Raw genomic sequence first — 24680 nt, 5'->3', positions numbered from 1 at the left:
CCACAGGGGGGTGGGCGGGGGTGTTCAGGCGTCGAAGTCGTACTGGAGCACGTACGCCGAACCGTCCATGGTGATCTCGTTGAACTCCACCGGACGGTGGTCGGCGGTCAGCGCGGTGCGCGCCACCTCCAGCACGGGGGTGCCGGGGAACAGCTCCAGTTCCACGGTCTCCTCGGGGGTGGGCATACGGACCCGGATCTCCTCGGTGAAGTGGGCCGGTCCGTTGCCGAGGTCGGTCAATCGCGCGTAGATCCCGCCGGGGCCGCTGTCGTGGGCTTGTAGGCGTTGCGCGGCGTCGGAGGTCTCTCGCCCCTCCCAAGAGGACGGGGACAGGTGGGACACGGCGCTCTGCACCGGTCTACCGTCCACGAGGTAGCGCCGGGAACGGCGCAGTACCGTGGACCCCTCCGGTAGGTCCAGGGCGCGCAGGACGTGCGCTCCGGGGGCCACCTCCTCGATCACGAGGCCTTCCACCTCGTATCCTCGGGTTTCGCTGTCGGTCTGCCAGATGGCCCGCCCGCCGCCCCACAGTTCCTTGGACAGACGTCGGGCGCCGTGTCTTCGCAGGGGACGGAACAAGCGGACGTAGATGCCCGAGCCGCGGACGGCCACGGCCAGGCCTTCGTTGATCAGTACGGAGAGCGCCTGGCGCGCGGTCGCCCTGGCGACCCCGTGACGCTCCATGAGGGTGTTCTCCCCGGGAAGACGGTCGCCGTCGGCGTACCGTCCGGAGCGGATCCGTGTTCGAAGTTCCTCGGCTATCTCCCTGTAGACCGGAGGTGACCCGTTTTCGGACGTCGGCACTACGTTCATCCTCTCGCCCAGGGGACTACACCGGTGAGCCCCGTCGATGCGGTGTGTCCGGTCACAGCGTTTTCAGTGGATGGCACACCACGGGTATGTCCGGTTGCGGGATGGTTCATGCGTCATTGTGGGGGGACCGAAACAGGGCGGTTAGGGCGGACCCTCCGGGGGAAGTCCTCAAGCCCGCAGGTAGCGCGAGAACAGGCTGCCCTCCGCTTCCAACAGATGCGCCAACCGCAGCGGAGTGGTCTGCGCCGTGCCCACGCCCGGAACGCCCGGGACCGGTGGCCCTCCCGCCACGATCCGGGGCGAGCCCACGCCCAGCAGGTGCGGACTCACCGTCAGGCACAGTTCGTCGAGCAGGTCGGCCGCGACGAATTCCGCCAGCAGGTGTGGACCTCCCTCCGTCAACACCCGGTACAGACCTCTCTCGGACAGGGCGTCGAGGATGTGCCGTGGGCGCACCGAGTACTCGTCGACCACCACCAGGTCGGCGTGTCGCGCCACGAACGCCCGCCGGTCGGCGGGGCTGTTCTCGACGGTGAACACCAGGGTGCGGGCGTCGTCGGGGGCCGCGGTGAGCAGTTCGTCGTCGATTTCCAGGGTCCGTGAGACCACGGCGATCCGTGGTGTGGCGGGTCGGCCCTCGCGCAGCTTCGCCCACACCTCGCGTGGGCGCACCGGTTTGTATCCCTCGTGCCGGGCGGTGGAGGCGCCCACCACCACGACGTCGCACAGGCCCCGCAGTACCCCCATCACCCTGCGATCCGGTTTCGAGGACAGGTCGAGGCTGCGCCCCGAGGGCCCCACGGCCCCGCCGTCGACGCTGGCGACCATGTTGGCGCGCACCCAGGGCCGGTCCAGGTCGGTGGGGTAGGCGTAGGCCTCTTCCGGTCGCACGTCCGTGCGACCGGGGTCGGGGAGGAGCTCGCGAAGTCGTGCGGGCGCGGATCCACCCGCGGCGTGAGTGTTCGACATAACCACCAGGCTAGAAGGATCCGGGGGACCGGGCCCCTCTCGGCGCGCGTGCGGGCGGTACCGAGAGGGGCGCGGTCGGACCTCAAGCGTGACGAGGCGAGACGCGGCGCAGCAGCATCAGGGCTCGGTCGATCACCCGCACCGGGCAGCCCGCGGTCACGAACGGACGCCCGCCCACGTCCGGTTCGGCGGTGTCCAGGACCGTCTCCCACGCCATGCCGTACTCGGTCCCCGGCAGCTTGAACTCCACCGCGTCCGGACCGCTGTTGAGCAGCATCACGAACGAGCTGTCCCGGATCGTGCGTCCCCGAGGATCGGGTTCGGTGATGGCGTCCCCGTTGAGGAACACTCCCAGGGCGCGGTCACCGCTGTTCCAGTCGTCGCCCTCCATGGCCGAGCCGTCCCGGCGCAGCCACGAGATGTCGGGCAGCCCGTCCTCGCCGGCCCGCCCTCCCTCCACCGGGCTGCCGCGGAAGAACCGGCGGCGGCGGAACACCGGGTGTTCCCTGCGCAGCCGTGCCAGCCCGCGCACGTAGTCCAACAGATCGTTCTCCGGGTACTCCCCGGCCAGTCCGGCGCCCTCCCAGTCGATCCACGCGATCTCGTTGTCCTGGCAGTAGGCGTTGTTGTTGCCGCCCTGGGTGCGACCGATCTCGTCGCCGTGCGAGAGCATCACCACGCCCTGGGACAGGTACAGGGTGGCGAGGTAGTTGCGGACCTGGCGGCGGCGCAGGGTGAGGATGGCGGGGTCCTCGGTGGGTCCCTCCACCCCGTGGTTCCAGGAACGGTTGTCGTTGGTGCCGTCCCGATTCCCCTCGCCGTTGGCCTCGTTGTGCTTGTTGTCGTACGACACCAGGTCGGCCATGGTGAAACCGTCGTGGCAGGTGATGAAGTTGATCGAGGCCACGGGACGGCGTCCGTCGTCCTGGTAGAGGTCGCTGGACCCGGCCAGCCGTGAGGCCAGTTCGCCCTTGACCGGCTCACCACGCCAGAAGTCGCGCACCGTGTCCCGGTACTTGCCGTTCCACTCGGTCCAGAGCGGTGGGAAGTTGCCCACCTGGTAGCCGCCCGGGCCCACGTCCCAGGGCTCGGCGATCAGTTTGACCTGGGAGATCACCGGATCCTGTTGGACGATGTCGAAGAACGTGCTCAGTCGGTCGACGTCGTGGAACTCCCGGGCCAGTGCCGAGGCCAGGTCGAAGCGGAACCCGTCCACGTGCATCTCCAGGACCCAGTACCGCAGCGAGTCCATGATGAGCTGGAGCGAGTGCGGGTGCCGCACGTTGAGACTGTTGCCGCAGCCCGTGTAGTCGAGGTAGTAGCGCTGGTCCTCGTCGGAGACCCGGTAGTAGCCCAGGTTGTCTATACCCCGCCAGGACAGCGTGGGCCCCATGTGGTCGCCCTCGGCGGTGTGGTTGTAGACCACGTCGAGCAGCACCTCGATGCCCGCCTCGTGCAGCGATTTCACCATCGCCTTGAACTCCTGGACCTGCTGACCGCGGGACCCCAGCGCCGCGTATCCGCTGTGCGGGGCCAGGAACGCCAGTGTGTTGTACCCCCAGTAGTTGGTCAGGCCGCGCGCCACCATGGCGTGTTCGGGCACGAAGTGGTGCACCGGCATGAGCTCGATCGCGGTCACCCCCAGGGAGGTGAGGTACTCGATCATCGCCGGGTGGGCCAGCCCCGAGTAGGTTCCCCTCTGGTGCTCGGGGATGCCCGGATGGCGCATCGTCAGGCCGCGCACGTGCGTCTCGTAGATCACCGTCTGGTGGTACGGGGTGCTCGGACGCGACTCGTTGCCCCAGTCGAAGAACGGGCTGACCACCACGCACTTGGGCACGTACGGTGCGCTGTCGGCGGTGTTCTTGCGGTCGGGGTCGGCGAAATGGTAGCTGAACAGCGACTCGTGCCAGGTCAGTTCGCCGTTCAGCGCCTTGGCGTAGGGGTCGGTGAGCAGCTTGTTCGGGTTGCAGCGCAGGCCTTGTTCGGGTGCGTAGGGTCCATGGACCCGGTACCCGTACTGTTGGCCCGGGCCCACCCCGGGAAGGTACCCGTGCCAGACGAAGCCGTCGTATTCGGTCAGGGGTATGCGGGTCTCCACCCCCTCGTCATCGAACAGGCACAGTTCCACCTGTTCGGCCGCTTCTGAGAAGAGCGAGAAATTGGTGCCGGAGCCGTCGTAGGTCGCACCGAGCGGATACGAACTACCTGGCCAGACTTCCACCATAGGCGTCGTCAGTCTCTTGTGGTCGGGGCCCGGAAGGGCGCTTTGGCGTTGCGCCTTCTTTCCTTCCGCCAAGGCCGCGAAAGTATGCCGAAACAGACCGATGTTCCTGCACCGGCCTGTTTCGCGAGTCTTCTTATGGTGATTTATGCCAGATTTGCGAGGTTGTTCAATAAAACGGCGAGGGCGATGAATTCATCGGCGCGGTCGGGCTCGTTCCAGGATCAGACCGGTATCCACGCCCCGGGGCAGCGTCCCGAACACGTGCCCCCACTCGCCGCCGAGCCGTGAGGCGGTGAACGCCTCGGCCACCGGGGTCGGCGCGTGTCGCAGCAACACCGACGCCTGCAGGGTCACGGCCATCAGCTCGACCACCGAACGCGCCCGGTACTGCATCTCGTCCACGTCGCCCAGAGTCTGCTCCAGGCGCTTGAGGGCGGCGTCGTAGTGGTCGTCGGCGCCCACGGCCGCGTTCAGCTCGGCGAGGAAGGCCTCCACTGACTCCGGTGACTTGGCCATCGCGCGCAGCACGTCCAGCGCCGCCACGTTCCCGGAACCCTCCCAGATGGAGTTGAGGGGGGAGTCCCGGAACAGCCTCGGCATGCCCGATTCCTCCACGTACCCGTTGCCGCCCAGGCACTCCAACGCCTCGGCGGCGTGCGCGGGCTGACGCTTGGTGATCCAGAACTTGCCCACGGCCACACCGAGCCGACGGAACGCGATCTCGCCCTCGTCGCCCCGCACGGAGCGGTCGGCGGCCCCCGCCAGACGCATCATGAGCGCCGTGGCCGCCTCCGACTCCAGCGCCAGGTCGGCGAGCACGTTGCGCATCAGCGGCTGATCCACCAGGCGTTCCCCGAACGCGCTGCGCGACTCGCTGTGGTGCAGCGCCTGCACCAGGGCGGCGCGCATCCCCGACGCCGAACCGATCACGCAGTCCAGACGGGTGCCGTTGACCATCTCGATGATGGTGGGCACGCCCCGCCCCGGCTCGCCCACCAGGTGCGCGACCGCGCCGTCGTACTCCAACTCGGCGGAGGCGTTCGACCGGTTGCCCAGCTTGTCCTTCAACCGCTGGACGAACAGCTTGTTGCGGGTTCCGTCGGGCAGCACCCGCGGCACGAGGAAACAGGTCAGGCCCTCCGGTGCCTGCGCCAGTGTCAGGAACACGTCGCTCATCGGCGCGGAGGTGAACCACTTGTGTCCGGTGAGCAGGTAGTGGCCCTCGGAGGTGGGCACCGCGCGCGTGGTGTTGGCGCGCACGTCCGAACCTCCCTGCTTCTCGGTCATGGACATTCCGGCGAGGAGACCGCTCTTGCCCAGCGGAGGGCGCGACCCGAAGTCGTAGGAGCGCGCGGTGAGCAGCGGCTCGTACTGTGCGGCCAGCTCGGGGGAGTGGCGTAGCGCCGGTACCGCCGCGTAGGTCATCGAGATGGGGCAACCGTGCCCGCTCTCGGCCTGGGACCACAGGAAGAACTTGGCGGCACGGGCCACGTGCGCGCCCGCTCGCTCGTCCGCCCACGGTGCCGCGTGCATGCCGTGCTCCACGGCCTGGTCCATGAGGACGTGGTAGGCGGGCTGGTAGTCGACCTCGTCCACGCGGTGGCCGAAACGGTCATGGGTGCGCAGCACGGGGGTGTAGGTGTTGGCGGACTCGCCCCAGGCACGAACACGCTCGGAACCCGCGGCCGAACCGACCTCGCGTACTTCGGCCTCGGCCCAGCCCGCGCCCTCACGGCGCAGACCGTCCACGAGCGCGGGGTCGTCGGCGGCGTTGTGGTCGCCGAGCGGGGTGGCCTGGTTGAACACCTCGTGTGTAGCGGGCATACCGGCTCCGTTCCTGGTCCGAGGGCGGCGGGTGGGTGAGCCGCAGCATATCCGTCCGCCACCTCCGAACCGAATTGCGTTCGGTCTTGTTCGGGTCAGGGCCACAGCAGCCCGCGACGCCACTCCGTGCCCTCGCGTTCGTAGCGCAGCCGGGTGTGCCTGCGGTCCGGGTCGCCCTGCCAGAACTCCACCTCCCGCGGCCGCACCAGGTACAGGCCCCAGTCGTCGGGCGCCAGGTCGGGATCGGCCTCCAATCGGGCGCGACTGTGCTCGGCCACGCGGTGGATCTCCGACGCCGCACCCAGGGGTTCGCTCTGGCGTCCGTGCAGTCCGGCCACCCGCCCCTCCAACGGCCGGTTGCGGAAGTCGGCCGCGCGGGCCTCGGCGCCGGCGAGTTCGGCCCGGCCCCGCACCCGTACCTGGCGCCCCTGTGGCCCCCAGAAGAACAGCAGCGCCACGTTCGGATTCTTCGCCAGGTCCCGCCCCTTCGCGGAGGTCGTGGTCGTGGCGAACCACCACCCCTCCTCCGTGAGGTCCTTCATGATGAGGACGCGGGCGGAGGGCGCGCCGTCGGCGTCGACGGTGGCCACCGTCATCGCGTGCGGTTCGGCCACACCGGTGTCGACCGCCTCGGCGAACCACTCCCGGAACAGCTCCAGCGGATCCCGTGGTGCGGTCTCCGGATCGAAGGAGGCCAGGGGCCCGGCGAACACCGTCAACCCCCGCAACAGGTCCCGCATACTCTCGGCCATCTCGTGCTCCCCGTCGGATCGGCGTCGATACGTCGAACCTATCGAGGTCGACGAGGAGCGTGGAGGCCCTGTCCTGCCGGGTCCACCTGGAAGGACGTCGACCCGGTGGAGAGGCCGACAGGGGGCTCCCGATACGATGCCGGACGCCGATCGGCACCCCACACGAGTAGTGATCCCGTGACGGGATGAATCCCGGGATGTCACGGCGGGCACGGCGCGAAGGGGGAACATGGCGGGCGAGCGAACCGACGGAGGCTCACGGTGGCTCTGGGGCCTCCTGGGCAGCGTGATGTCGGTCCACACCGCGCTCAACCTCATCCGACCACTCATCTCCTACCGGACCATCGCGTTGGGCGGCGACGCGGTCGAGGTCGGACTGGTCACCGCCGCCTACGCCCTGCTCCCTTTGCTCATCGCGGTCTCCGTGGGCCGCTTCATCGACCGCACGGCCCGTATCGCCTGGATCGCGGGCCTGGGTTCGATCATCCTCGCCGCGGGCGGCCTCTTCCTGGCCGCTTCCGTGGGCCTGTTCGGGCTGGCCTTGGCGAGCACCGTCGTGGGCGTGGGACAGCTGCTGTGCATGATCGCCTCACAGGCCCTCATCGCCCGTTACTCGCGTCCCGAACACCTGGACCGCGACTTCGGCTGGTTCACCGCCGCCGCGTCCCTGGGGCAGCTCGCGGGGCCACTGATCTCCGGTGTCATCCTCGCCGACGCCTCGGGCCCCGCCCTGCTCTCGGCCACCTCCTCCGCGCTGGTGGTCGCCGGTGTCGTGGCGGCCCTGGGCATCCTGCCACTGCTGCCGCTCGCACGCCTGCGCCCGCTTCGGCGCACCGCCGAGCAGAAGGCGGCGCCCCCGGTTCCCACCCGGGTCCTGCTGAGCCGTCGGCGGATGCCCTCCGCCCTGCTCACCAGCCTGGCGCTGCTCACCGCGGTGGACATCCTCACCGCGTACCTGCCGCTCATCGCCGAGAGCCGTGGCATCTCCCCGATGCTCGTCGGGGTGCTGTTGAGCCTGCGAGCCGGAGCCTCCCTGCTCTCCCGGCTGAGCCTGCCGTGGATGCTGCGCCGTTGGTCCCGCAAGGCCCTCATCATCACCAGCACGGGGGTGACGGCCGTCGCACTGGTCCTGGTGTCCCTGCCCACGAGCGATTTCGCCGCTCTGGCGGTGGTCCTGGTGGTGGGCGGGTTCCTCCTCGGCGTGGGTCAACCCCTCACCATGGCCGAGGTCACCACCCTGGCCCCCGAAGGGGCCCGTGGCGCGGCCCTGGCGCTGCGCATCTGGGGCAACCGGCTGGGCCAGGTCGCCATCCCGGCAGCGGCGGCCGGTGTCGCCGGTGTGGTGGGCGCGCCCGGGGCCCTGTTGTTCTCCGCGGTGGTCCTGGCCACCGCGTCCATCGCCGCGAGATGACCACGAACGCGGACGATCCCGAACACGGAGAGCGGGCGGCCCCGAAGAGCCACCCGCTCGGTGTGTTCGTTCGAGCTCAGACCACCGAGTGCCGGGTGGCCACCGCGGCGTCGTAGCGCTCCACCACGATCCGGGCGAGCTCGGGGGAGTCGCCCAGGGTGGGGGAGACCACGGACGCACCCGCCGCCATCGCCCGGTCGTGGATCCGGTCGGCGAAGAACCCCGGCGCCAACAGGTAGGTGGCCACCGCCACCCGCCCGGCCCCGCGACCACACGCCGCCGCGACGGCCTCATCGGGTGTGGGGGAGGCGGCCGAAGCGTAGGCGGCCACCACCTCACGCCACGGGCCGCGTTCGCCCAGTTCTTCGGCCAGCCGAGCCACCACGGCGTTGGCCTCCGGATCGCTGGACCCGGCGGAGCACAGCACCAACGCGGTCTCGGGGTCGGCGTGCGCGCCCACCTCGGTCAGACGCCGCTCCACCGCCGCGGACAGCAGCGGGTGCGGCCCCAACGTGTCGGCGTAGTGCACCCGCGACCACGGGCTGCGTTCGCGGGCCGTGGCGAGCACCTCGGGCAGATCCACCTTGCTGTGGAAGGCCGCCGTCAGCAGGGTCGGCAGCACCACCACCTCGCCGGCCCCACCGGCGGCCAGTTCGTCCAACGCGGCCTCGGCGCTGGGCGCCACGTGGTCCAGGTAGGACAGTCGGACGTCCAGCTCCGGGCGCAGCGAGCGCACCCGGTCGAACAGCGCCGACACGGCCTCGGCCGCCCTCGGGTCCCGACTCCCATGGGCCACCGCGAGCAACGGGATGGACACGGGCCCTCGCGGCGCCCGCGCGTCCCCGCTCACGTGTGGATCCCGCACTCGGTCTTGCCGGTCCCGGCCCAACGGCCACTGCGGGGGTCCTCGCCCGGAGCGACCCTTCGGGTGCACGGCTCGCAGCCGATCGAGGGATAGCCGTCGTACTGGAGCGGATTCACCAGCACACCGTGTTCGCTCATGTAGGTGTCCACATCCTCCCGGGACCATCGGGCGATCGGGTTGACCTTGGTCATCCCTCGACGCCGGTCCCACTGCACGACCGGGGTGTCGCGGCGGGTCACCGAGTCCTCCCGGCGCAGGCCGGTCAGCCACGCCGAGTAGGGCTCCAGCGCCCGCTGTAGGGGCTCCACCTTGCGCAGGTGGCAGCAGATGCCGGGGTCGCGGTTGTGCAGCCGTGGACCCAGGACCAGCTCCTGCTCGGCCACGGTTCGCTTCGGCTCCACGGTGACGAGGTTGATGTCGTAGAGGGACGCCACGGCGTCACGGGTGCCGATGGTCTCGGCGAAGTGGTAGCCGGTGTCGAGGAAGATCACGTCGATCCCCGGCAGCGCCTCGGCGGCCAGGTCGACCATGAGGGCGTCGGCCATCGAGGAGGTCATGCACAGACGGTCGCCGAAGGTCTCGCCGGCCCAGGAGATGATCTCCTTGGCGGTGGCCTCCTCCAGCTCGGCCGCGGCCCGCTCGGCCAGTTCGGGACCCTCGGTGATGGTGGCGTTCATTCGTTCCCTTCCGTCGGTCTGGAGGGGGCGCCGCCCGCGGAGAACGACGCGGAGCGCAGACCCACGTACTTGACCCGGAACACTCGGGCGCAGGACAGGCAGGCCCAGGGGTAGCCCTCGCCCTTGACGGCGGCGCCCTCCTCGGGCACCAGGTCCTCGTCGCCGCAGTAGGGGCAGTAGTAAGGTGCGGCCCTTTCGGACACGGCGCACCTCCTTCTTCGGATCGGGCCCGGCCCCCGGGGAATCGGGGGCCGGGCGGGGCTCGTGGAGCCCGTGCGTTCGTTACCGGGAGGGCGTCACTTGAGGTCGGCGTCGTCGGCGCGGGCCGCCCACGCCGCGAAGTTCTCGCCGTCCTCCTTCTGCGTCTGGAAGCGTCGCAACACCCGCTCGACGTAGTCGGGCAGGTCGTCCGCAGTGCTCTTCAGCCCGCGGATCTTCTTGCCGAAGGCCTGGGTGAGCCCCATACCGCCGCCCAGGTGGATCTGGTAGCCCTCCACCTGCTCGCCGCGCTCGTTCAACATGAGCTGGCCCTTGAGACCGATGTCGGCGACCTGGACGCGCGCGCACGAGTTCGGGCAGCCGTTGACGTTGATGCTGATCGGCTCCTCGAAGTCCGGCAGGCGCTTCTCCAGCTCGTCGATCAGGGTGGAGGCGCGGTCCTTGGTCTCCACGATCGCCAACTTGCAGAACTGGATGCCGGTGCAGGCCATCGTCTGGCGGCGGAACACGCTCGGGTCGACCTCGAAGCCCTCGGACTCCAAAGCGGCGCTGATCGAGGCGATCCGCTCCTCCTCGACGTCGAGGATGATCAGCTTCTGGTCGGGTGTGGTGCGCACACGGTCCGACCCGTGCTCCTCGGCGATCTCGGCCACCCGCAGCAGCGAAGTACCCGAGACCCGGCCCACCTTCGGCGCGAAGCCCACGTAGAACCGTCCGTCGTTCTGGCGGTGCACGCCCACGTGGTCACGGCGCACGCCCGGGTCCAGGATCGGCTCGGGGCCGTCGGGGAGCTCGTAGCCGAGGTACTCCTTCTCCAGCACCTCACGGAACTTCTCGGCGCCCCAGTCCTTGATGAGGAACTTGATCCGCGCGCGGGTGCGCAGCCGGCGGTAGCCGTAGTCGCGGAAGAGCCCGGCCACACCCGCCCAGACCTCGCTGACCTGGTCGGGGCGCAGGAACGTGCCCAGACGCTTGGCGAACATCGGGTTGGTGGCCAGGCCGCCGCCGACGAACAGGTCATAGCCCGTCTCGCCCGCCTCGTTGCGTACGCCCACGAACGCCACGTCGTTGATCTCGTGGTTGACGCAGTGCACGGTGCACCCGGACAGGGAGGTCTTGAACTTGCGGGGCAGGTTCGAGAACTCCGGGCTGCCGATGTGCTCGTCGTAGATCTGCCGAATCTGTTCGCTGGGGTCCAGGACCTCGTCCTCGGCCACCCCCGCCACCGGGCAGCCCATGATCACTCGGGGGGTGTCGCCACACGCCTCGGTGGTGGACAGCCCCACCGACTCCAGCTTCTCCCAGATGGCGGGCACGTCCTCGACCCGGATCCAGTGGTACTGGACGTTCTGTCGGTCGGTGATGTCGGCGGTGTCACGGCCGTGGTCACGGGAGATCTCCGCGATCGCGCGCAGCTGGGCCACGCTCAGCTGACCACCGTCGATGCGCACCCGCAGCATGAAGTAGCGGTCGTCGAGCTCCTCGGGCTCCAGGACGGCGGTCTTGCCGCCGTCGATGCCCGGGGCCCGCTGGGTGTAGAGCCCGAACCAGCGGAACCGCCCTCGAAGGTCGGCGGGGTCGATCGAGTCGAACCCGCCCTTGGAGTAGACGTTGATGATCCGATCGCGGACGTTGAGCCCGTCGTCGTTCTTCTTGTTCTCCTCGTTCTTGTTCAGCGGCTCACGGTAGCCGAGGGCCCATTGGCCCTCGCCACGGCGGCGCCGAGGTGCGGCGGCCGTCGTGGCCTTGCCGGGCTGCGCGGAAGAGGGAGGCATCGCGGGTGTCTCCGATGGGGTCACGGGGGTGACCACGGTCCCGGTGCCATCACCACAGGACCCGCCGGCACCGCACGTCGTCGTGACAGGTGCAACGGGTGAAGCCCGCGTGTGTGGGAGTTCAAGAAGAGTGTGGAGCGCCGGGGCCGCGGGCACCCACTGAATTCACGGGTGCGTCAAGGCGGCGAGGGGATTATCCGACGCTGCGACAGATCGCGCTGCTGACCCGCTGAAAGTCCACGTGGCGGCGCACGCGGAGCATGGGGTCCAAAGCAGCGATCATGTTTCGAGAATGGCACGCCCATCGGGCCGTTGTCCAGGTGTGCCGACCCCGCGCGTGAGTGACTCACGTCATGTTGCGGCATTCCCGGCCACGGGGTGGGGCCGCCCGAGCTGCGCCACTACCGCTAACGTTCTCCTTGTGGTGGGTTTTTGGGAGAGCCTGTGGAGAGCGGCCGACGTGTGGCTCGGCCGGCACCCCATGGTCCACAACGGCACCCTGTTGATCCTGCGCACCATCCGCGCCTTGTCCCGCGACCGGGTGATCGGCCTGGCCGCCGAGTCGGCCTTCTTCGCGTTGATCTCCCTGCCGGCGCTCCTGCTGTGTCTCCTGGGCGCCCTCGGTCCGCTGGCGATGGTGTTCGGCGAGGAACTCGTGGTGGAGATCCGCGAGTGGATGCTGGACCTGGCCGCGCGCATCCTCACCCCCGAAACGGTCGCCTCCGTGGTGGAGCCGTTGGTGGACGACTTCCTCGGCGGTGTCCAGGGCGGGCTGCTGTCGGTGACGTTCCTGGTGTCCCTGTGGTCGGGCTCGCGCGCGATGAACGTGTTCATCCGCTCCATCACCATCTCCTACGGCCTGGACGAGCTCCGCGGATGGCTGGGCCAGCGTCTGCTGGCCTTCTTCGCCTACCTGGGCGGTCTGTTCTTCGCGGTGCTGGTGCTGCCGATCATGGTGGCCGGTCCGGACCTGGTCCACGAGCTGCTGCCGGTCACCGTGGGCAGACTCAACCTCCTCTACTGGCCCCTCGTGGGGCTGATGGTCACCGCGGCGGTGACGCTGTTGTACGCGCTCAGCGTCCCGGTGCGCACCCCGCTGTGGCGTCACCTGCCCGGGGCTGCGCTGGCCACGCTGGTCCTGCTGAGCGGTTCCGCGCTGTTGCGCGTCTACCTGGACGCCTCCTTCGGGCAGGTCAGCATCTACGGGTCGCTGGCCGCCCCCATCGCCATCCTGGCCTGGTTGTACGTCATGGCGATCGCGGTGCTCGTGGGATCCTCACTCAACTCCGAGATCGACGCCCTGTGGCCGACGGTGCGCACCGCCGCCGCCCGGGCGGAACTCGCCAACCGACGTTTCGAACGGGCCGACCGCATCGCCCAGCGTCGGGAGCAGGCGGTCATCGACACCATCAACGAACAGAACGGTCGCTGACCACAAACGGCCGAAACCCCCGCGTCACGGCGGTTGTCGGTATCCTCACGACGTCCGGCGGGAAGCCGCGATCCCGTCGCCCCGAGCCGGACCGCCCACGAAAGGTCCCGTGTGACCTCCCCCCCAAGGAAACCCGGCCATGGAGTGCCATCTCTTCGGGACGCGCGCCCGGATCCTCGTCGACTACCGGGTGTACGTGGACGGTGCCCGGGTGGGGGGATCGGCACCGGGGCAGACCCTGTTGATCGGCCTCACCCCCGGGCCGCACACGATCCAGGGGCGGTCGCTCGGGGGCTCCGGTCCGGTGCTGCAACGGTGCGCAGGGACCGTACCCGTGAGTTTCCGGGGACCCTCCGTGGCCGGATCCGGCCAGTTTCGGCGTCAACCTCGACCCCTTTCTGCGTGTCCGAACCAGTGCTGAGGGAGTGAAGCGTGCCCGGCGTTCGGTGGGTGGTTCCGGAACAGCGCAGGTCATCGGCCGCATCCAGTGAAAACCGTGGGAGTGAGTGCGAACCATGTCCGTTTTCCCAGCATCCGATAGGCTCGGTCGGCTCCTGTGGGGATCAGTATGATCACGTCCAGCAATGACTACGTCTGTGCCGTAACCCCCTGTTCGGTCACCCCGCCGGGCCGCCACCGCACGTCATCGTCGATCACGCTCTCCTCTTTCCAGTCCACGGACAGGTCCATGTTCCACACGCCTTCGGAGGCACCATGAGCCGGGCGTCCCGCCCGGGGCATCCCCGGCCCACCGCCGTCATCGTCATCGCGCCGGACGAACGCAACGCCGAAATCGTCATCGAGGGTCGGCGACAGGTCGTCCAGGGTCAGGCCCCCAAAGAGACCCGGCGCGCGGCGTTGGACGTCGCCACCGGCTACGCCGCGCACATCGGGCAGCCGGTGCTCGTGGAAGCACGTGACGCCAACGGTTTCTGGCGTCTGATCGCCACCCCCGACGGGGTCGTTCAGGCTGCCGACCAGCCCGTTCAGGCACAGCCTCCGCAGGAAACGCCGTCGCGGCCTCCGACCGGGCCCGTGCCCGCCATGGCACCCACCACCCCGAAGGGCCGTGCCGACGGGGCCAAACGTCGACGCGTGCTCCTCATCGTCGGCGCCGCCTGCTTGGCCCTGCTGCTCCTGGCCGGAGGCGGACTGGTCGCCGCGAGGTTCCTCTCCGGGTCCACCGCGGCCTCCGAGGAGGGAGGGGACGACACGGTGGTGGAACTGGGCCACCCCGCGCCGCCCGGTTACGCCGCCACGGTGGACATCACCGAAGAGCTGGCCCCCGACACCCTGCCGGCGGTCGACCGCGAGGGGGAGCGCCTCGTCTACATCGACCCGGCGGAGCGGCTCAACCTGCTCAACGCGGAAGGGTCCCGCGAATGGTCGGTCGATCTGCCCTTCGAGGCGGGTAAGGCGCTCGGCAGCCCCCGTTTCGTGGAGTTCGACGGCGCCACGCACATCGCCTTGGAGACCCCCGGAGCCCTCTGGTTCTGGCCGGAGGGGGGAGGAACCGCCGTCAACGTCGAGTTGAACGAGTCCGCCTCCGCCCAGTTCGTCGGCGACGGTGTCCTGGTGCGCGACGACGACGATGCCTACGTCCTGGTGGACGGGGAGCTCGCCGAGGTCGACACCCCCGGAGGTTCCGCGGCGCTGCTCGCCGAGGACGGCCGCGCGCTCGCCGGCGTTCTCCAGGGCCCCTGGCACTGGGTCGCCCCGGGCGAGGACCCCCAGCGAGTGGAACCCGAACAGCCCGACGGCGCCGGCGACCTGGACGAGGTCATGACCTTCCTGCGCGGCTACGCGCTCGTCCACTGGGAGACGGAGGACGGCGACGGTCATCTCCTCGCCTTCCACGACAACTCCGACGGTTCGGTGCTGGGCACCGCCGAGGTCGAGGAGGAGGACCTGGCGGAGGTTCAGCACCGCACCGGCCCCCTCGGCCCCGACCTGGCCGCCTACGGCCCGGTGCTGTTCGCCCCCGGCAGCGGTGGGACCAACGTCGTCCCGGGCTTCGAACCCGAGGTCACCCTCGGTGACCAGGTCTTCGGTGAACTCGACGGGGCCCCGGTGGCGATCGACGCCTCCGGTGAGCCCACCGACGTTCCCGAGGGCGCAGAGACTCCGCGCGGCCTGCTCGGCGACCGCGCGGTGGTGGTCCACGAGGGCCACCTGTACGCCATCCCCCCTGAGTGATCACTCACAAGAGAAAAGAAAGGAGTCGGATGTCCCCCAAGAATCGGGTACTCACCGTTACCGCGGCGGGTCTCTTCATGGCGGGTTTCTCCGTGGGCCCGGCGTTCGCCGTGACCGCGGACGAGACCACCCCTGACGTCACCCCCGAGGTGACCGAGGAGACCGTCGAGTCCCAGCCGGTCGAGGTCGAGATCGACCTCGGCGCGGCTGTGGAGAGCTCCGTCGAGAACGTCAACATCCTGCCGTTCTTCCCTTCGGACGAAGACGGTGAGACGCCTCCCCCTGGTGACGGTGGTGAAGAGCAGCCGCCGCCGGACCCGGTCGATCCTCCGGACCCCGTGGATCCGCCGGACCCCACCGATCCTCCGGATGAGGGCGAGGACCCTCCCCCCGGCGACGGTGACGACGGTGACGACGGTGACGACGGTGACGACGAGGACGGTGGCGAGACGCCTCCGCCCGAGGACGACGACCCGACGACGCCGCCGGACGACGGCCAGACGCCTCCTCCCGGTGATGGCGACGATGGCGGCGACGAGGGTGACGGCGGCGAAGGCGACGAGGGCGACAACGGTGAGGGTGACCAGGGCCAGAGCCCCGGTGCGACCACTCCCACCACGCCGTCCTCGACGGCCGACAACGCCGGCGACCCGAACCTCGCCGCGACCGGCGTCGACCTGTCGGGCTTCGTGCTCGGCGGCGCCGTGGTGACCGGTATCGGTGCTCTGGCCCTGTGGGCCGGCAGCCGCCGTCCGAGTCTGATCGGGTAACACCGCGTCCGTGTCCACCCCGTGGGCTCTGACGTGAGGAGGGCCCCGACCGTCGAGGTCGGGGCCCTCCGTCATGCCCGTGGTTCCCGCCGGTCGGTTCGACCGCCGGCCGGGGCGTCCTCAGGAACGTGGCCGCAGGGCCGGGGCCAGGAGGAAGGCGGCCGCGCCCCCGACGGCGATCACCCACAGGGCGCCGCCCAGGGTCATCGAGTCGGCGAGGAACCCCACGGTCGGGGGGAAGGCCAGGAAACCCACCCGGCCCAGCCATCCCACCAGGGTCACCCCGTCGCCGGTGCGCACCCCCGGGACGTTCCCCGCGGCGGCCAGGGTCAGCGGGAACAGGGTGGACACGCCCAGTCCCATCACCCCGAAGCCGATGATGGTGGTGACCGGGTGCGGCAACGCCAGCGCCAGGGCCATCCCGCCCGCGGACAGCAGACCGCTCGCGTGTCCGACGACCACCGCGCCGAAGCGGTCGGTGACCCGGTCGCCGATGAGCCGCCCGAGTGTCATCATCGCCTGGCAGGCCACGAACGGCATGGCGGCCAGGAACAGCGCCGCGTCCAGTTCCGAGGTCATGTACACCGCGCCCCAGGAGGCGGCGGAGTCCTCGATGCCGCCGGCCATCATCAACAGCACGCCCAGCGCCAGGAGCAGGACCACGGCGCGACCGGACATGCGGACGCGGCCACCGTCGTGGCCGTTGGTCCCGTCCTCGCGTTCGCTGTTCTCCGGCCCGGGCAGCAGCATGCGGGAGACCAGGAGGTTGATCACCACGAGCACGACGGTCACCCCGCCCAGGTGCCACAGGATGGGCACCCCCGTGCCCGCCATGGTGGCGCCGAGCAGCCCACCGGAGACCGCGGCCAGGCTCCACACGGCGTGGAAGGTGTTGATGATGCTCCGCCGATAGCGTCGCTGGACCCGCAGACCGTGTGAGTTCTGCGCGGAGTCGGTCCAGGTGTCGGCGCAGCCCAGCACGAAGAGGGCGCCCGCGAGCATCCACCAGTTCTGCGCGAGCGCGATGAATGGGAGCGCTCCCAGGCTGATGAGGCTCGTCCCCACCGCGGTCCGGCCACTGCCGAACCAATGGATGAGCGGACCGGCGAGCATGCCGGTGAGGATCGCGCCGAACGGCATCGCCGCGATCGCCAACCCCAGTTCCGCGTTGCTCAGACCCAACCCGTTCTTGATCACGGGGAGCCAGGGCACCGCGTTGGTGTAGGTGAACCCGTTCACGAAGAACAGGGTGGACACCGCGACCCGGGCACGTCGGGCCTCGGGCGGTGGTGTGGTGGACATGTCGGTCGGGGTGTTCACGGGCGGCTCCCAGGGCGCTTTCGATGCGGGCAGATCCTATCCAGTCCGATCATCGGATGAACAGCGTTTTGTCGACCACTCTCCCGCCGGGCTTGCCTTTCGGGGCGGAGGTGTTTTACATAGGGAGCCCGTACCCCCACCGAGAACCCGGAAGGATTCGCCCCACTTCGCCCCCGTCCCGGCCCATGTCCCCAGGCCACGCCACCGCGACCCGTTCCGCGTGCGGCACCCCTGACCGCCGTCTCCCTCACCCGGGTAATGCCGTGCCCCACGGTCCCGGCCGGAACCGGAAGACCCGCATGATCAACACGAGCGCGCTGAGAGACAAGCCCACCCTCACCGGCGAGAACGTGTCTCTGGTCCCCCTCGGCCCGGAGCACACCGATGCCTACTTCGCCGCGGGACTGGACGAGGAGGTCCGTAGGCTCACGGGTTCGCACGGCCACCTGACCTACGATCAGGCGCGTCGGTGGTGTCACAGCCGCGCCGAAGGGGACGACCGTCTGGACCTGGCGATCATCTCGCCCAAGGACGGCCGCTACCTCGGCGAGCTCTCCATCTACGCGGTCTCCCCGGAGAACGAGACCGCGGGCTACCGCATAGCCCTGTCGGCCATCGAGTTCACCGGCAAGGGATTGGGGCGGGAGGCCACTCAGTTGGTGTTGGGCCACGCCTTCGAGGAGATCGGCCTGCACCGACTCTGGTTGCAGGTGTACGCGTTCAACATGCGTGCCATCGCTGTCTACCGTTCCTGTGGTTTCTACGTCGAGGGTCGCCTGCGCGAATCACTGTTGTGGGAGGGGCGCAGACACGACGCGCTGCAGATGGCGGTGCTGCGCAACGGCTTCCGTCCGGCCTGACACACCATGGTCGGCCCCCCTTCGGCCCGGCCCCGGACGTGTGGCGTGTTCGTGAGGCATGCGGGTTTTGCCCGGACTCGGGGTTGTAATCCGTGTACGGCGGGGTATGCCGGTAGCACTTTTCGAGCGGCGTGTTCGACGGACGGCCGGAAGGAGGGGTGCCGGGCCCACGCCCCCGGCACCGGCGACGACATGAACCCGGTACCCGTATCCCTGCCCTTCACCGACCGAACCGAGGCGGGGCGACGCCTCACCGAACGTGTGCGTCCACACGCGGTCGACGATCCGATCGTTCTGGCCCTGCCACGCGGCGGAGTGCCGGTGGGTGCCGAACTCGCGCGCGGACTCGGCGCGGACTTCGACGTCCTCATGGTGCGCAAGATCGGTCTGCCCGGTCGGCCCGAGACCGGGGTCGGCGCGATCACCGAGGACGGCCACGTCTTCTACGACGACCTCGCCCTGGCCCGGATGCGACTCCCACGCCAGGCGCTCTCCGACACCGTCGCCTCCGAACGGGACGAACTCGACCGTCGGCGTCGTGTCTACCGGGGCGAGCGCTCCATGCCTCGGATCGCCGGCCGTGACTGCGTGGTGGTCGACGATGGGGTGGCCACCGGCGGCACCGCCCGCGCCGCCCTGAGGATGGTGCGCCAGGCCGGGCCGTCGAGCCTGGTGTTGGCGGTGCCGGTGGCCTCCTCCGAGGTGTTGGAGGCACTCAAGGGTGAGGCCGACGCCGTGGTGGTGATCAGCGCGCCGGACAACTTCCGCGCCGTGGGGGAGTGGTACCGGGACTTCGATCAGCTCTCGGACGACCACGTCACCACGATCCTGCTCGACCTGGAACGCTCGCGTCCGCGGCCGGAGGTGGCCCGCGCCGTACGGATCCGCGCCGGGCAGGTCTACCTCGATGGTGACCTCACCATGCCCACGGCTCTGCGCGGTGTGGTGGTGATGGCCTTCGGGCGTGGACGCGGGGACCCGGAACGGCGGGCGATCGCCTCCTCGTTGCAGCGGGCCGGTTACGCCACCCTGCTGTTGGACCTGCTGACCGGGGACGACGGCGACGACGAGGGGGACACCGAGGTACTGGGGGAGAGATTGAGCGCGGCGGTCACCTGGTTGCGCCGGGCCACCGACGCGGCCAGCGAACCCTTGGGCGTCATGGGGTGGGGCGACGCGGCGCCCGCGGCTCTGGTGACCGCGGCGGAGCTGCCTCAGGACGTGGCGTCGGTCGTGGTGCACGGAGGTCGTGTGGACCTGGCCGAACCGGCGCTGGGGAAGGTCCGGGCGCCCACGCTCATCCTGTTGGAGAGCGAGGAGTCGTTCGTGCGCGAACTGGGGGAGTGGACGATGTCCCGTCTGGGCGGCCCCTCGGAGCTGGGTGTGGTCTCCGGGGCCGACCGGCTCCTGGGCGGGACGCGGCAGTGGCGTGAGGTCGCGGTGCGGAGCCTGGACTGGTTCGACCGGCACCTGTTCCGTCGTGCCGAGTAGATCGGGGCCGACACGAGGCCGGAAGGGTACACCGGGCCGGTCCGAGATACCTTCCGGGTAAGACGTTCGCGACCGTTCCGTGACCCGGACAAGGGAAAACCCGCGGCGCTCCGACATTCGATGTCGGAGCGCCGCGGGTTATCGGGGCCGGGGCCATCCGGGAAGAGTTCCGCGTGGGGAATGACGCGCGGACTTAGGCGGCGTTGGCGCGACGCATACGACGACGGCGCTCGGAGGCGCGCTCGTCCTCGTTCAGAGCACCCCAGGTGCCGTACTTCTCCGGACGCGAGATCGCGTAGTCCAGGCAGTCGGTTCGAACCGGGCAGGCCGCACAGATCTCTTTGGCCTTGCGCTCGCGAATCTCTCGCTCCGGCTGACGTTCGCCATCCGGGCCGAAGAAGAGCACAAGGTCCTCGCCCCGGCACGCGGCGGCATCCTGCCACCCCCAGCTCGGGCGGGGGCGCAGCGCGGCCTGCCGACGTACCTGAGACATGCTTGAACCACCTCTACTGAAATCACTAGTAAGCTGTCTTGAAAAGCTTCAGTCACCAACAAGTCGGTCACTTGGCGCGAGACACCCCGCACGACGCAAACGTCGGGCGGTGTAGGCGTTGTTCCCCGGTGTGGCTGAGACCACCAAATGCACCATCACAGCAGGCGATGCCTGTCGATGAAGGGGTGCGCTCACGCGAACGGCTGCGGAGGCGGTGACAGCCTCCGTCCGAGCCGGTACGTAATCATGCCATCCCCACTCCCGATCGTGCACGGGGGGTGGGGAAATTACTCGTTCAACTGTTACCGAAACCTGATGCCTGACACCAGGTCTATGGATATTTGTCCGAGTTCGTCGCAGATCACATGTACGACCGTCTTGTGAAGGACAAGGGACATCGTATGGGGCCATGCCGCCCCTGCCTAGGGGGTCCCTCTGATGCGCCCATCACATTCTGGCCGCTGTAGGTCTCCGAGATTGGGCATGACCGTATGTCCTCACTCTCCGCGAGGAACGACCGGGGTGCTCGAAAGCCCCCGATGGTGTCCGGAACGTCGCCGAGACCCCCGCGCCATCCCCTAGGGGCAAAGCCAGGGGTCGAAGGTGGAACAGAGCGTGGTGTGCGAGAGTCCCAGACGATAGAGAACAGGATGTGTTCGATCGGGTACCCGACGAAGCGCACCCGTGTCCAGGGACAGACTCAAGGAGACGAATCACCGTGGCCCTCTTGCGGCTCATTCTCAACATCATCTGGATCTTCGTCGCCGGCTTCTGGCTGGCGCTCGGCTACCTGTTCGCCGGCGTCATCTGCTGCGTCCTCATCGTGACGATCCCCTTCGGCGTCGCCTCCTTCCGCATGGCCAAGTACGCCATCTGGCCCTTCGGCCGCGACCTCGTGCGCCGTCAGGGCTCCGGCGGCGGTGCCACCTTCATGAACGTCATCTGGCTGATCGTCGCGGGATGGTGGCTGACGATCGGTCACATCGTCACCGCGGCCGGCCTGGCCGTCACCATCATCGGCATCCCCATGGCCTGGGCTTCCATCAAGATGATCCCCGTCGCCCTGGCCCCCTTCGGCAACGAGATCGTCGACAGCGGACACGCACGGGAACCCTGGCAGTTCTGACGAAGTTGTGCCTATCACGGGGGTCCGCCCAGAACCGGGGCCCTGTAACGTGCATCAACCCCACTACGACATCAGTGCACCATCCCTTCCCATCCCCCGCATAAGACGACAACGGCATACGGATGGTCGCCGTCGATGAGCGACCTCGGTGTGATCACCGGAGAATGGAGTCCATGTGCAAGCCCAGCGGCCGGGAGTTTGGGCGCTCCTGAACAAGTGGCTCGTCTCGCGCAGAGCCCGCGCCGACCGCCTCGCCCATCTGGAGGCGCAGGAAGAGGCGCGCGTCGAGTCCGAGGCCAAGGTGGAACAGGAGAAGCGGGCCGCGGCCGAGCAGGACGACGTCGGCGCCGGTGACCTGCTGCGGATGGTCAGTGACGTCGCCTGGCGGATCCTGCTCATCGGCATCGTGGTGGGCCTGTTCGTCTACGCGGTGCTCCACCTGTCAGTGATCACCCTGCCCGTGGTGCTCGCCGTCTTCATCACCGCCCTGCTCATGCCGATGGCCAACTGGCTGCGGCGCAAGGGTCTGGGCCGGGGCTCCTCGACCGCGCTGTCCGTCCTCTCGGCACTGGTCGTGCTCAGCGGCGTGGTCACCATGATCGTCTCGCCCGCCATACAGGGTTTCGACGGGCTGGTCGCCAGCGTCAGCAGCGCCTTCATGCAGCTCCAGAAGGTGGAGATCCCCTTCGTCGACCCGGCGTTGTTCACCGAGATGTTGAACAACGCCTGGGCGCAGGTCCAGGGGATGATCACCGACAACACCGACCAGCTGCTCAGCGGCGCCTGGACCGCCGGCACGGCCGTGGTGCAGATCCTGCTCGGTCTGGTCCTGGTCATCGCCATGACCGTGTACTTCGTGCACTCCGGCGACAAACTCATGGACTGGGTCGTCACCCTCCTGCCGCCCAAGTCCCGTCCGGGCCTGCGTCACGCCAGTGGCGTCGCCTACGGGGTGATGGGTCGCTACGTGCGGGGCGTGGCGATGGTCGGTGTCATCGACGCCGTCGGCATCGGTATCTTCCTGATCATCTTCCTGGACGTGAACCTGGCGATCCCGCTGATCGTGCTGACGTTCATCGGCGCGTTCCTACCGGTCATCGGCGCCTTCCTCACCGGCCTGCTGGCGGCCCTGGTCGCCCTGGTCGCCGAAGGGCCGGTCGTCGCGCTCATCATCGTGGCCGCGGTCGTCGTGGTCCAGCAGGCGGAGAGCAGCTTCTTCGCCCCCCGGATCTACGGGCAGGCCCTGGAGTTGCCCTCGCCCGTCGTGCTGATCGCGATCACCGCGGGCGGCATCCTCGGCAACATCCCCGGCATGTTCCTGGCGACCCCGATCGCCGCCGTCCTGGCCGCGCTGCTGCGCAACCGTCCTCCGGTCAACACCGAGAACAACTCGGATGAGAAAGCGGAGCCCCGCACGGGGGCCCCGGACAAAGCGGTCGTCGTGGTGGCCCAGAACGAGGCGACGGTCGAGCCGACCAAAGGGACCAAGGACAAGGTGGACAAGGACAGGGAACAGGAATAACGACCGGATGTGAGCCTCCGCCCACGGCGCGGGGGAATGCGCCGCGCCCCCGACCCCGTTATCAGGGTCGGGGGCGCGGCCATGCGCGCCCCAGGTCCCCGTGCGGTGGGCGTTCGGGAAAACCCTTAGCCCACCCCCTCACCCGTGCCGTTAGGCTGGGTCGGTCCGTCCGGGGCACTCCCCGCCCGACCCCACCCGCCGGCGCCACGTACAAGGCCCGGCCGCGCGCGGTCCCGGGCCGCCACCGACCGTCACACCACCTTGAGGAAGCTCCACCCATGCTGATCGCCACCGACCTCGAAATGCGCGTCGGAGCCCGACTCCTGTTGGAGCCGACGACCTTCCAGGTCGCCGCTGGGGACCGGATCGGTCTGGTAGGCCGCAACGGTGCGGGCAAGACCACCATGACCAAGGTGCTGGCGGGTGAGGGACTGCCCACCGGTGGGACGGTCACCTCGTCCGGCACCATCGGTTACCTGCCCCAGGACCCGCGCACCGGAGACCTGGACGTCATCGCCAAGGACCGTGTGCTGTCCGCCCGCGGTATCGACGAGGCACTGCGCGGGCTGCGCGAGGCCGAGAAGAAGATGGCCAGCGACCACGAGAAGACCCGTAACAAGGGCGTGCGTCAGTACGCGCGGTGGGAGGAACGCCTCCACGTGCTGGGCGGGTACGCCGCCGATTCGGAGGCCGCGTCCATCGCCTCCAGCCTGGGCCTGCCGGACAAGGTCCTCACACAGCCGCTGCACACCCTCTCGGGTGGCCAGCGACGCCGCGTCGAGCTGGCCCGCATCCTGTTCAGCGGGGCCGACACACTGCTGCTGGACGAGCCCACCAACCACCTGGACGCCGACTCCATCGTCTGGTTGCGCGATTTCCTCAAGTCCCACCAGGGCGGGGTCATCGTGATCAGTCACGATGTCGAACTGGTCGAGCACGTGGTCAACAAGGTCTACTACCTGGACGCCAACCGCAGCGTCATGGACATCTACAACATGGGCTGGAAGCAGTACCAGATCCAGCGCGAGGACGACGAGCGTCGACGCCGCAGTGAACTGGCCAACGCCGAGAAGAAGGCCGACACCCTGCGCAAGCAGGCCGAGCGCTTCCGCTACAAGGCGACCAAGGCCCGGGCGGCCCAGCAGATGCTCAACCGTGCCGACAAGATCGTGGACGGTGTGCAGGGGGTTCGCAAGGCGGACAAGGTCGCCAAGCTGCGTTTCCCGGATCCGGCCTCCTGCGGTCGCACCCCGCTCATGGCCGAGGGGCTGTCCAAGTCCTACGGTTCGTTGGAGATCTTCACCGGGGTGGACCTGGCCATCGACAAGGGCAGTCGGGTGGTCATCCTGGGGCTCAACGGCGCGGGCAAGACGACCCTGCTGCGGCTGCTGGGCGGGGTCGAGGAGGCCGACACCGGCCGGGTCGTTCCGGGGCACGGGCTCAAGCTCGGGTACTACGCCCAGGAACACGAGACCCTGGACGTGCAACGCAGCGTTCTGGAGAACATGATGAGCGCGGCCCCCGACCTGCCCGAGATGGAGGCGCGCAAGACCCTGGGTTCGTTCCTGTTCACCGGTGACGACGTCGAAAAGCCCGCCGGTGTGCTCTCGGGCGGGGAGAAGACCCGGCTGGCCCTGGCCACGTTGGTGGTCTCCAGCGCCAACGTGCTGTTGCTGGACGAGCCCACGAACAACCTGGACCCGGCCAGCCGCGAGGAGATCCTGTCGGCGCTGCGCAACTACAAGGGCGCGATCGTCCTGGTGACACACGACGAGGGCGCCGTCAACGCCCTGCAGCCGGAGCGGGTCATCATGCTCCCGGACGGTGTGGAGGACATGTGGAACCCCGACTTCGAGGACCTCATCGCCCTGGCCTGAGGTGACCCGTGGGAACACGGTGACGAGGAGTGGACGCCCAGAACGCTGGGAGGTTCACTCC

General features: G+C 69.1%; 21 protein-coding genes. 9 read left to right on the top strand and 12 right to left on the bottom strand.

Annotated elements, in window-relative coordinates; all coding sequences use genetic code 11:
• Nucleotides 1-24: 24 nt before the first annotated feature.
• The 5 genes from BQ8420_RS04385 to BQ8420_RS04365 form a co-directional block, all read right to left on the bottom strand.
• Nucleotides 25-813 (bottom strand): GntR family transcriptional regulator, encoded by a 789-nt coding sequence (locus tag BQ8420_RS04385; RefSeq protein WP_087096517.1) that lies wholly within the window; start codon nt 811-813, stop codon nt 25-27.
• 168 nt (nt 814-981) lie between these two features.
• Nucleotides 982-1782 (bottom strand): dihydrofolate reductase family protein, encoded by an 801-nt coding sequence (locus BQ8420_RS04380; protein WP_087096516.1) that lies wholly within the window; start codon nt 1780-1782, stop codon nt 982-984.
• Nucleotides 1783-1864: 82 nt separating this feature from the next.
• Nucleotides 1865-4009, bottom strand: coding sequence for a glycogen debranching protein GlgX (gene glgX, locus BQ8420_RS04375; RefSeq protein WP_087096515.1), 2145 nt, complete (start codon nt 4007-4009; stop codon nt 1865-1867).
• Between the two features lie 192 nt (nt 4010-4201).
• Nucleotides 4202-5833, bottom strand: a complete 1632-nt coding sequence (locus BQ8420_RS04370) for an acyl-CoA dehydrogenase family protein (RefSeq protein ID WP_087096514.1) — start codon at nt 5831-5833, stop codon at nt 4202-4204.
• 95 nt (nt 5834-5928) lie between these two features.
• On the bottom strand, nt 5929-6585 hold the full coding sequence (locus BQ8420_RS04365; RefSeq protein WP_087096513.1) for a pyridoxal 5'-phosphate synthase: 657 nt from the start codon (nt 6583-6585) through the stop codon (nt 5929-5931).
• Between the two features lie 229 nt (nt 6586-6814).
• Here BQ8420_RS04365 and BQ8420_RS04360 point away from each other — a divergent pair, with 229 nt between their 5' ends.
• Nucleotides 6815-7996 (top strand): MFS transporter, encoded by a 1182-nt coding sequence (locus BQ8420_RS04360; protein WP_235005917.1) that lies wholly within the window; start codon nt 6815-6817, stop codon nt 7994-7996.
• 76 nt (nt 7997-8072) lie between these two features.
• Here BQ8420_RS04360 and BQ8420_RS04355 read toward each other — a convergent pair whose 3' ends face one another.
• From BQ8420_RS04355 to BQ8420_RS33180, 5 genes are all read right to left on the bottom strand, one after another.
• On the bottom strand, nt 8073-8846 hold the full coding sequence (locus BQ8420_RS04355) for a sirohydrochlorin chelatase (protein WP_235005916.1): 774 nt from the start codon (nt 8844-8846) through the stop codon (nt 8073-8075).
• Nucleotides 8843-9538 (bottom strand): phosphoadenylyl-sulfate reductase, encoded by a 696-nt coding sequence (locus tag BQ8420_RS04350; RefSeq protein WP_087096511.1) that lies wholly within the window; start codon nt 9536-9538, stop codon nt 8843-8845. The genes BQ8420_RS04355 and BQ8420_RS04350 overlap by 4 nt, the downstream gene beginning before the upstream one ends.
• On the bottom strand, nt 9535-9741 hold the full coding sequence (locus BQ8420_RS04345; RefSeq protein WP_067599758.1) for a hypothetical protein: 207 nt from the start codon (nt 9739-9741) through the stop codon (nt 9535-9537). The genes BQ8420_RS04350 and BQ8420_RS04345 overlap by 4 nt, the downstream gene beginning before the upstream one ends.
• A gap of 93 nt (nt 9742-9834) precedes the next feature.
• Entirely contained in the window at nt 9835-11532 is a 1698-nt protein-coding gene (locus tag BQ8420_RS04340) for a nitrite/sulfite reductase (protein ID WP_087096510.1), read from the bottom strand.
• A gap of 193 nt (nt 11533-11725) precedes the next feature.
• Nucleotides 11726-11794, bottom strand: coding sequence for a putative leader peptide (locus BQ8420_RS33180; RefSeq protein WP_369825467.1), 69 nt, complete (start codon nt 11792-11794; stop codon nt 11726-11728).
• Between the two features lie 159 nt (nt 11795-11953).
• Here BQ8420_RS33180 and BQ8420_RS04335 point away from each other — a divergent pair, with 159 nt between their 5' ends.
• The 3 genes from BQ8420_RS04335 (at nt 11954) to BQ8420_RS04325 (ending at nt 15930) form a co-directional block, all read left to right on the top strand.
• The gene (locus BQ8420_RS04335; RefSeq protein WP_087096509.1) at nt 11954-12964 is read left to right on the top strand and encodes a YihY/virulence factor BrkB family protein; all 1011 of its coding nucleotides are present in this window, start codon (nt 11954-11956) and stop codon (nt 12962-12964) included.
• A gap of 714 nt (nt 12965-13678) precedes the next feature.
• A complete protein-coding gene (locus BQ8420_RS04330) occupies nt 13679-15160 on the top strand; it encodes a hypothetical protein (protein ID WP_200815789.1) in 1482 nt (493 codons plus the stop codon).
• Between the two features lie 29 nt (nt 15161-15189).
• Nucleotides 15190-15930: a hypothetical protein gene (locus tag BQ8420_RS04325; protein ID WP_087096507.1), complete on the top strand. Its 741-nt coding sequence runs from the start codon at nt 15190-15192 to the stop codon at nt 15928-15930.
• Nucleotides 15931-16050: 120 nt separating this feature from the next.
• On the opposite strand, the gene BQ8420_RS04320 is transcribed toward BQ8420_RS04325, so the two are convergent.
• Entirely contained in the window at nt 16051-17232 is a 1182-nt protein-coding gene (locus BQ8420_RS04320) for an MFS transporter (RefSeq protein ID WP_200815790.1), read from the bottom strand.
• A gap of 317 nt (nt 17233-17549) precedes the next feature.
• Between BQ8420_RS04320 and BQ8420_RS04315 the strand changes: the two genes are divergently transcribed.
• Nucleotides 17550-18110, top strand: coding sequence for a GNAT family N-acetyltransferase (locus tag BQ8420_RS04315; protein WP_087096505.1), 561 nt, complete (start codon nt 17550-17552; stop codon nt 18108-18110).
• 192 nt (nt 18111-18302) lie between these two features.
• The gene (locus BQ8420_RS04310; protein WP_087096504.1) at nt 18303-19601 is read left to right on the top strand and encodes a phosphoribosyltransferase; all 1299 of its coding nucleotides are present in this window, start codon (nt 18303-18305) and stop codon (nt 19599-19601) included.
• Between the two features lie 193 nt (nt 19602-19794).
• Here the strand turns inward: BQ8420_RS04310 and BQ8420_RS04305 are convergent, their stop codons facing one another.
• On the bottom strand, nt 19795-20094 hold the full coding sequence (locus BQ8420_RS04305; protein WP_255404805.1) for a WhiB family transcriptional regulator: 300 nt from the start codon (nt 20092-20094) through the stop codon (nt 19795-19797).
• Between the two features lie 718 nt (nt 20095-20812).
• On the opposite strand from BQ8420_RS04305, the gene BQ8420_RS04300 reads away from it, so the two are divergent.
• The 3 genes from BQ8420_RS04300 (at nt 20813) to BQ8420_RS04290 (ending at nt 24619) form a co-directional block, all read left to right on the top strand.
• Nucleotides 20813-21220, top strand: a complete 408-nt coding sequence (locus tag BQ8420_RS04300) for a YccF domain-containing protein (protein WP_087096503.1) — start codon at nt 20813-20815, stop codon at nt 21218-21220.
• Nucleotides 21221-21395: 175 nt separating this feature from the next.
• Nucleotides 21396-22742, top strand: coding sequence for an AI-2E family transporter (locus tag BQ8420_RS04295; RefSeq protein ID WP_087096502.1), 1347 nt, complete (start codon nt 21396-21398; stop codon nt 22740-22742).
• A gap of 278 nt (nt 22743-23020) precedes the next feature.
• A complete protein-coding gene (locus tag BQ8420_RS04290; RefSeq protein ID WP_087096501.1) occupies nt 23021-24619 on the top strand; it encodes an ABC-F family ATP-binding cassette domain-containing protein in 1599 nt (532 codons plus the stop codon).
• Nucleotides 24620-24680 lie beyond the last annotated feature (61 nt).

Source organism: Nocardiopsis sp. JB363 (assembly GCF_900143625.1).
Lineage (GTDB): Bacteria > Actinomycetota > Actinomycetes > Streptosporangiales > Streptosporangiaceae > Nocardiopsis.
The sequence above is the reverse complement of the archived record's forward strand: the minus strand, read 5'-3'. Positions and strand labels throughout refer to the sequence as shown.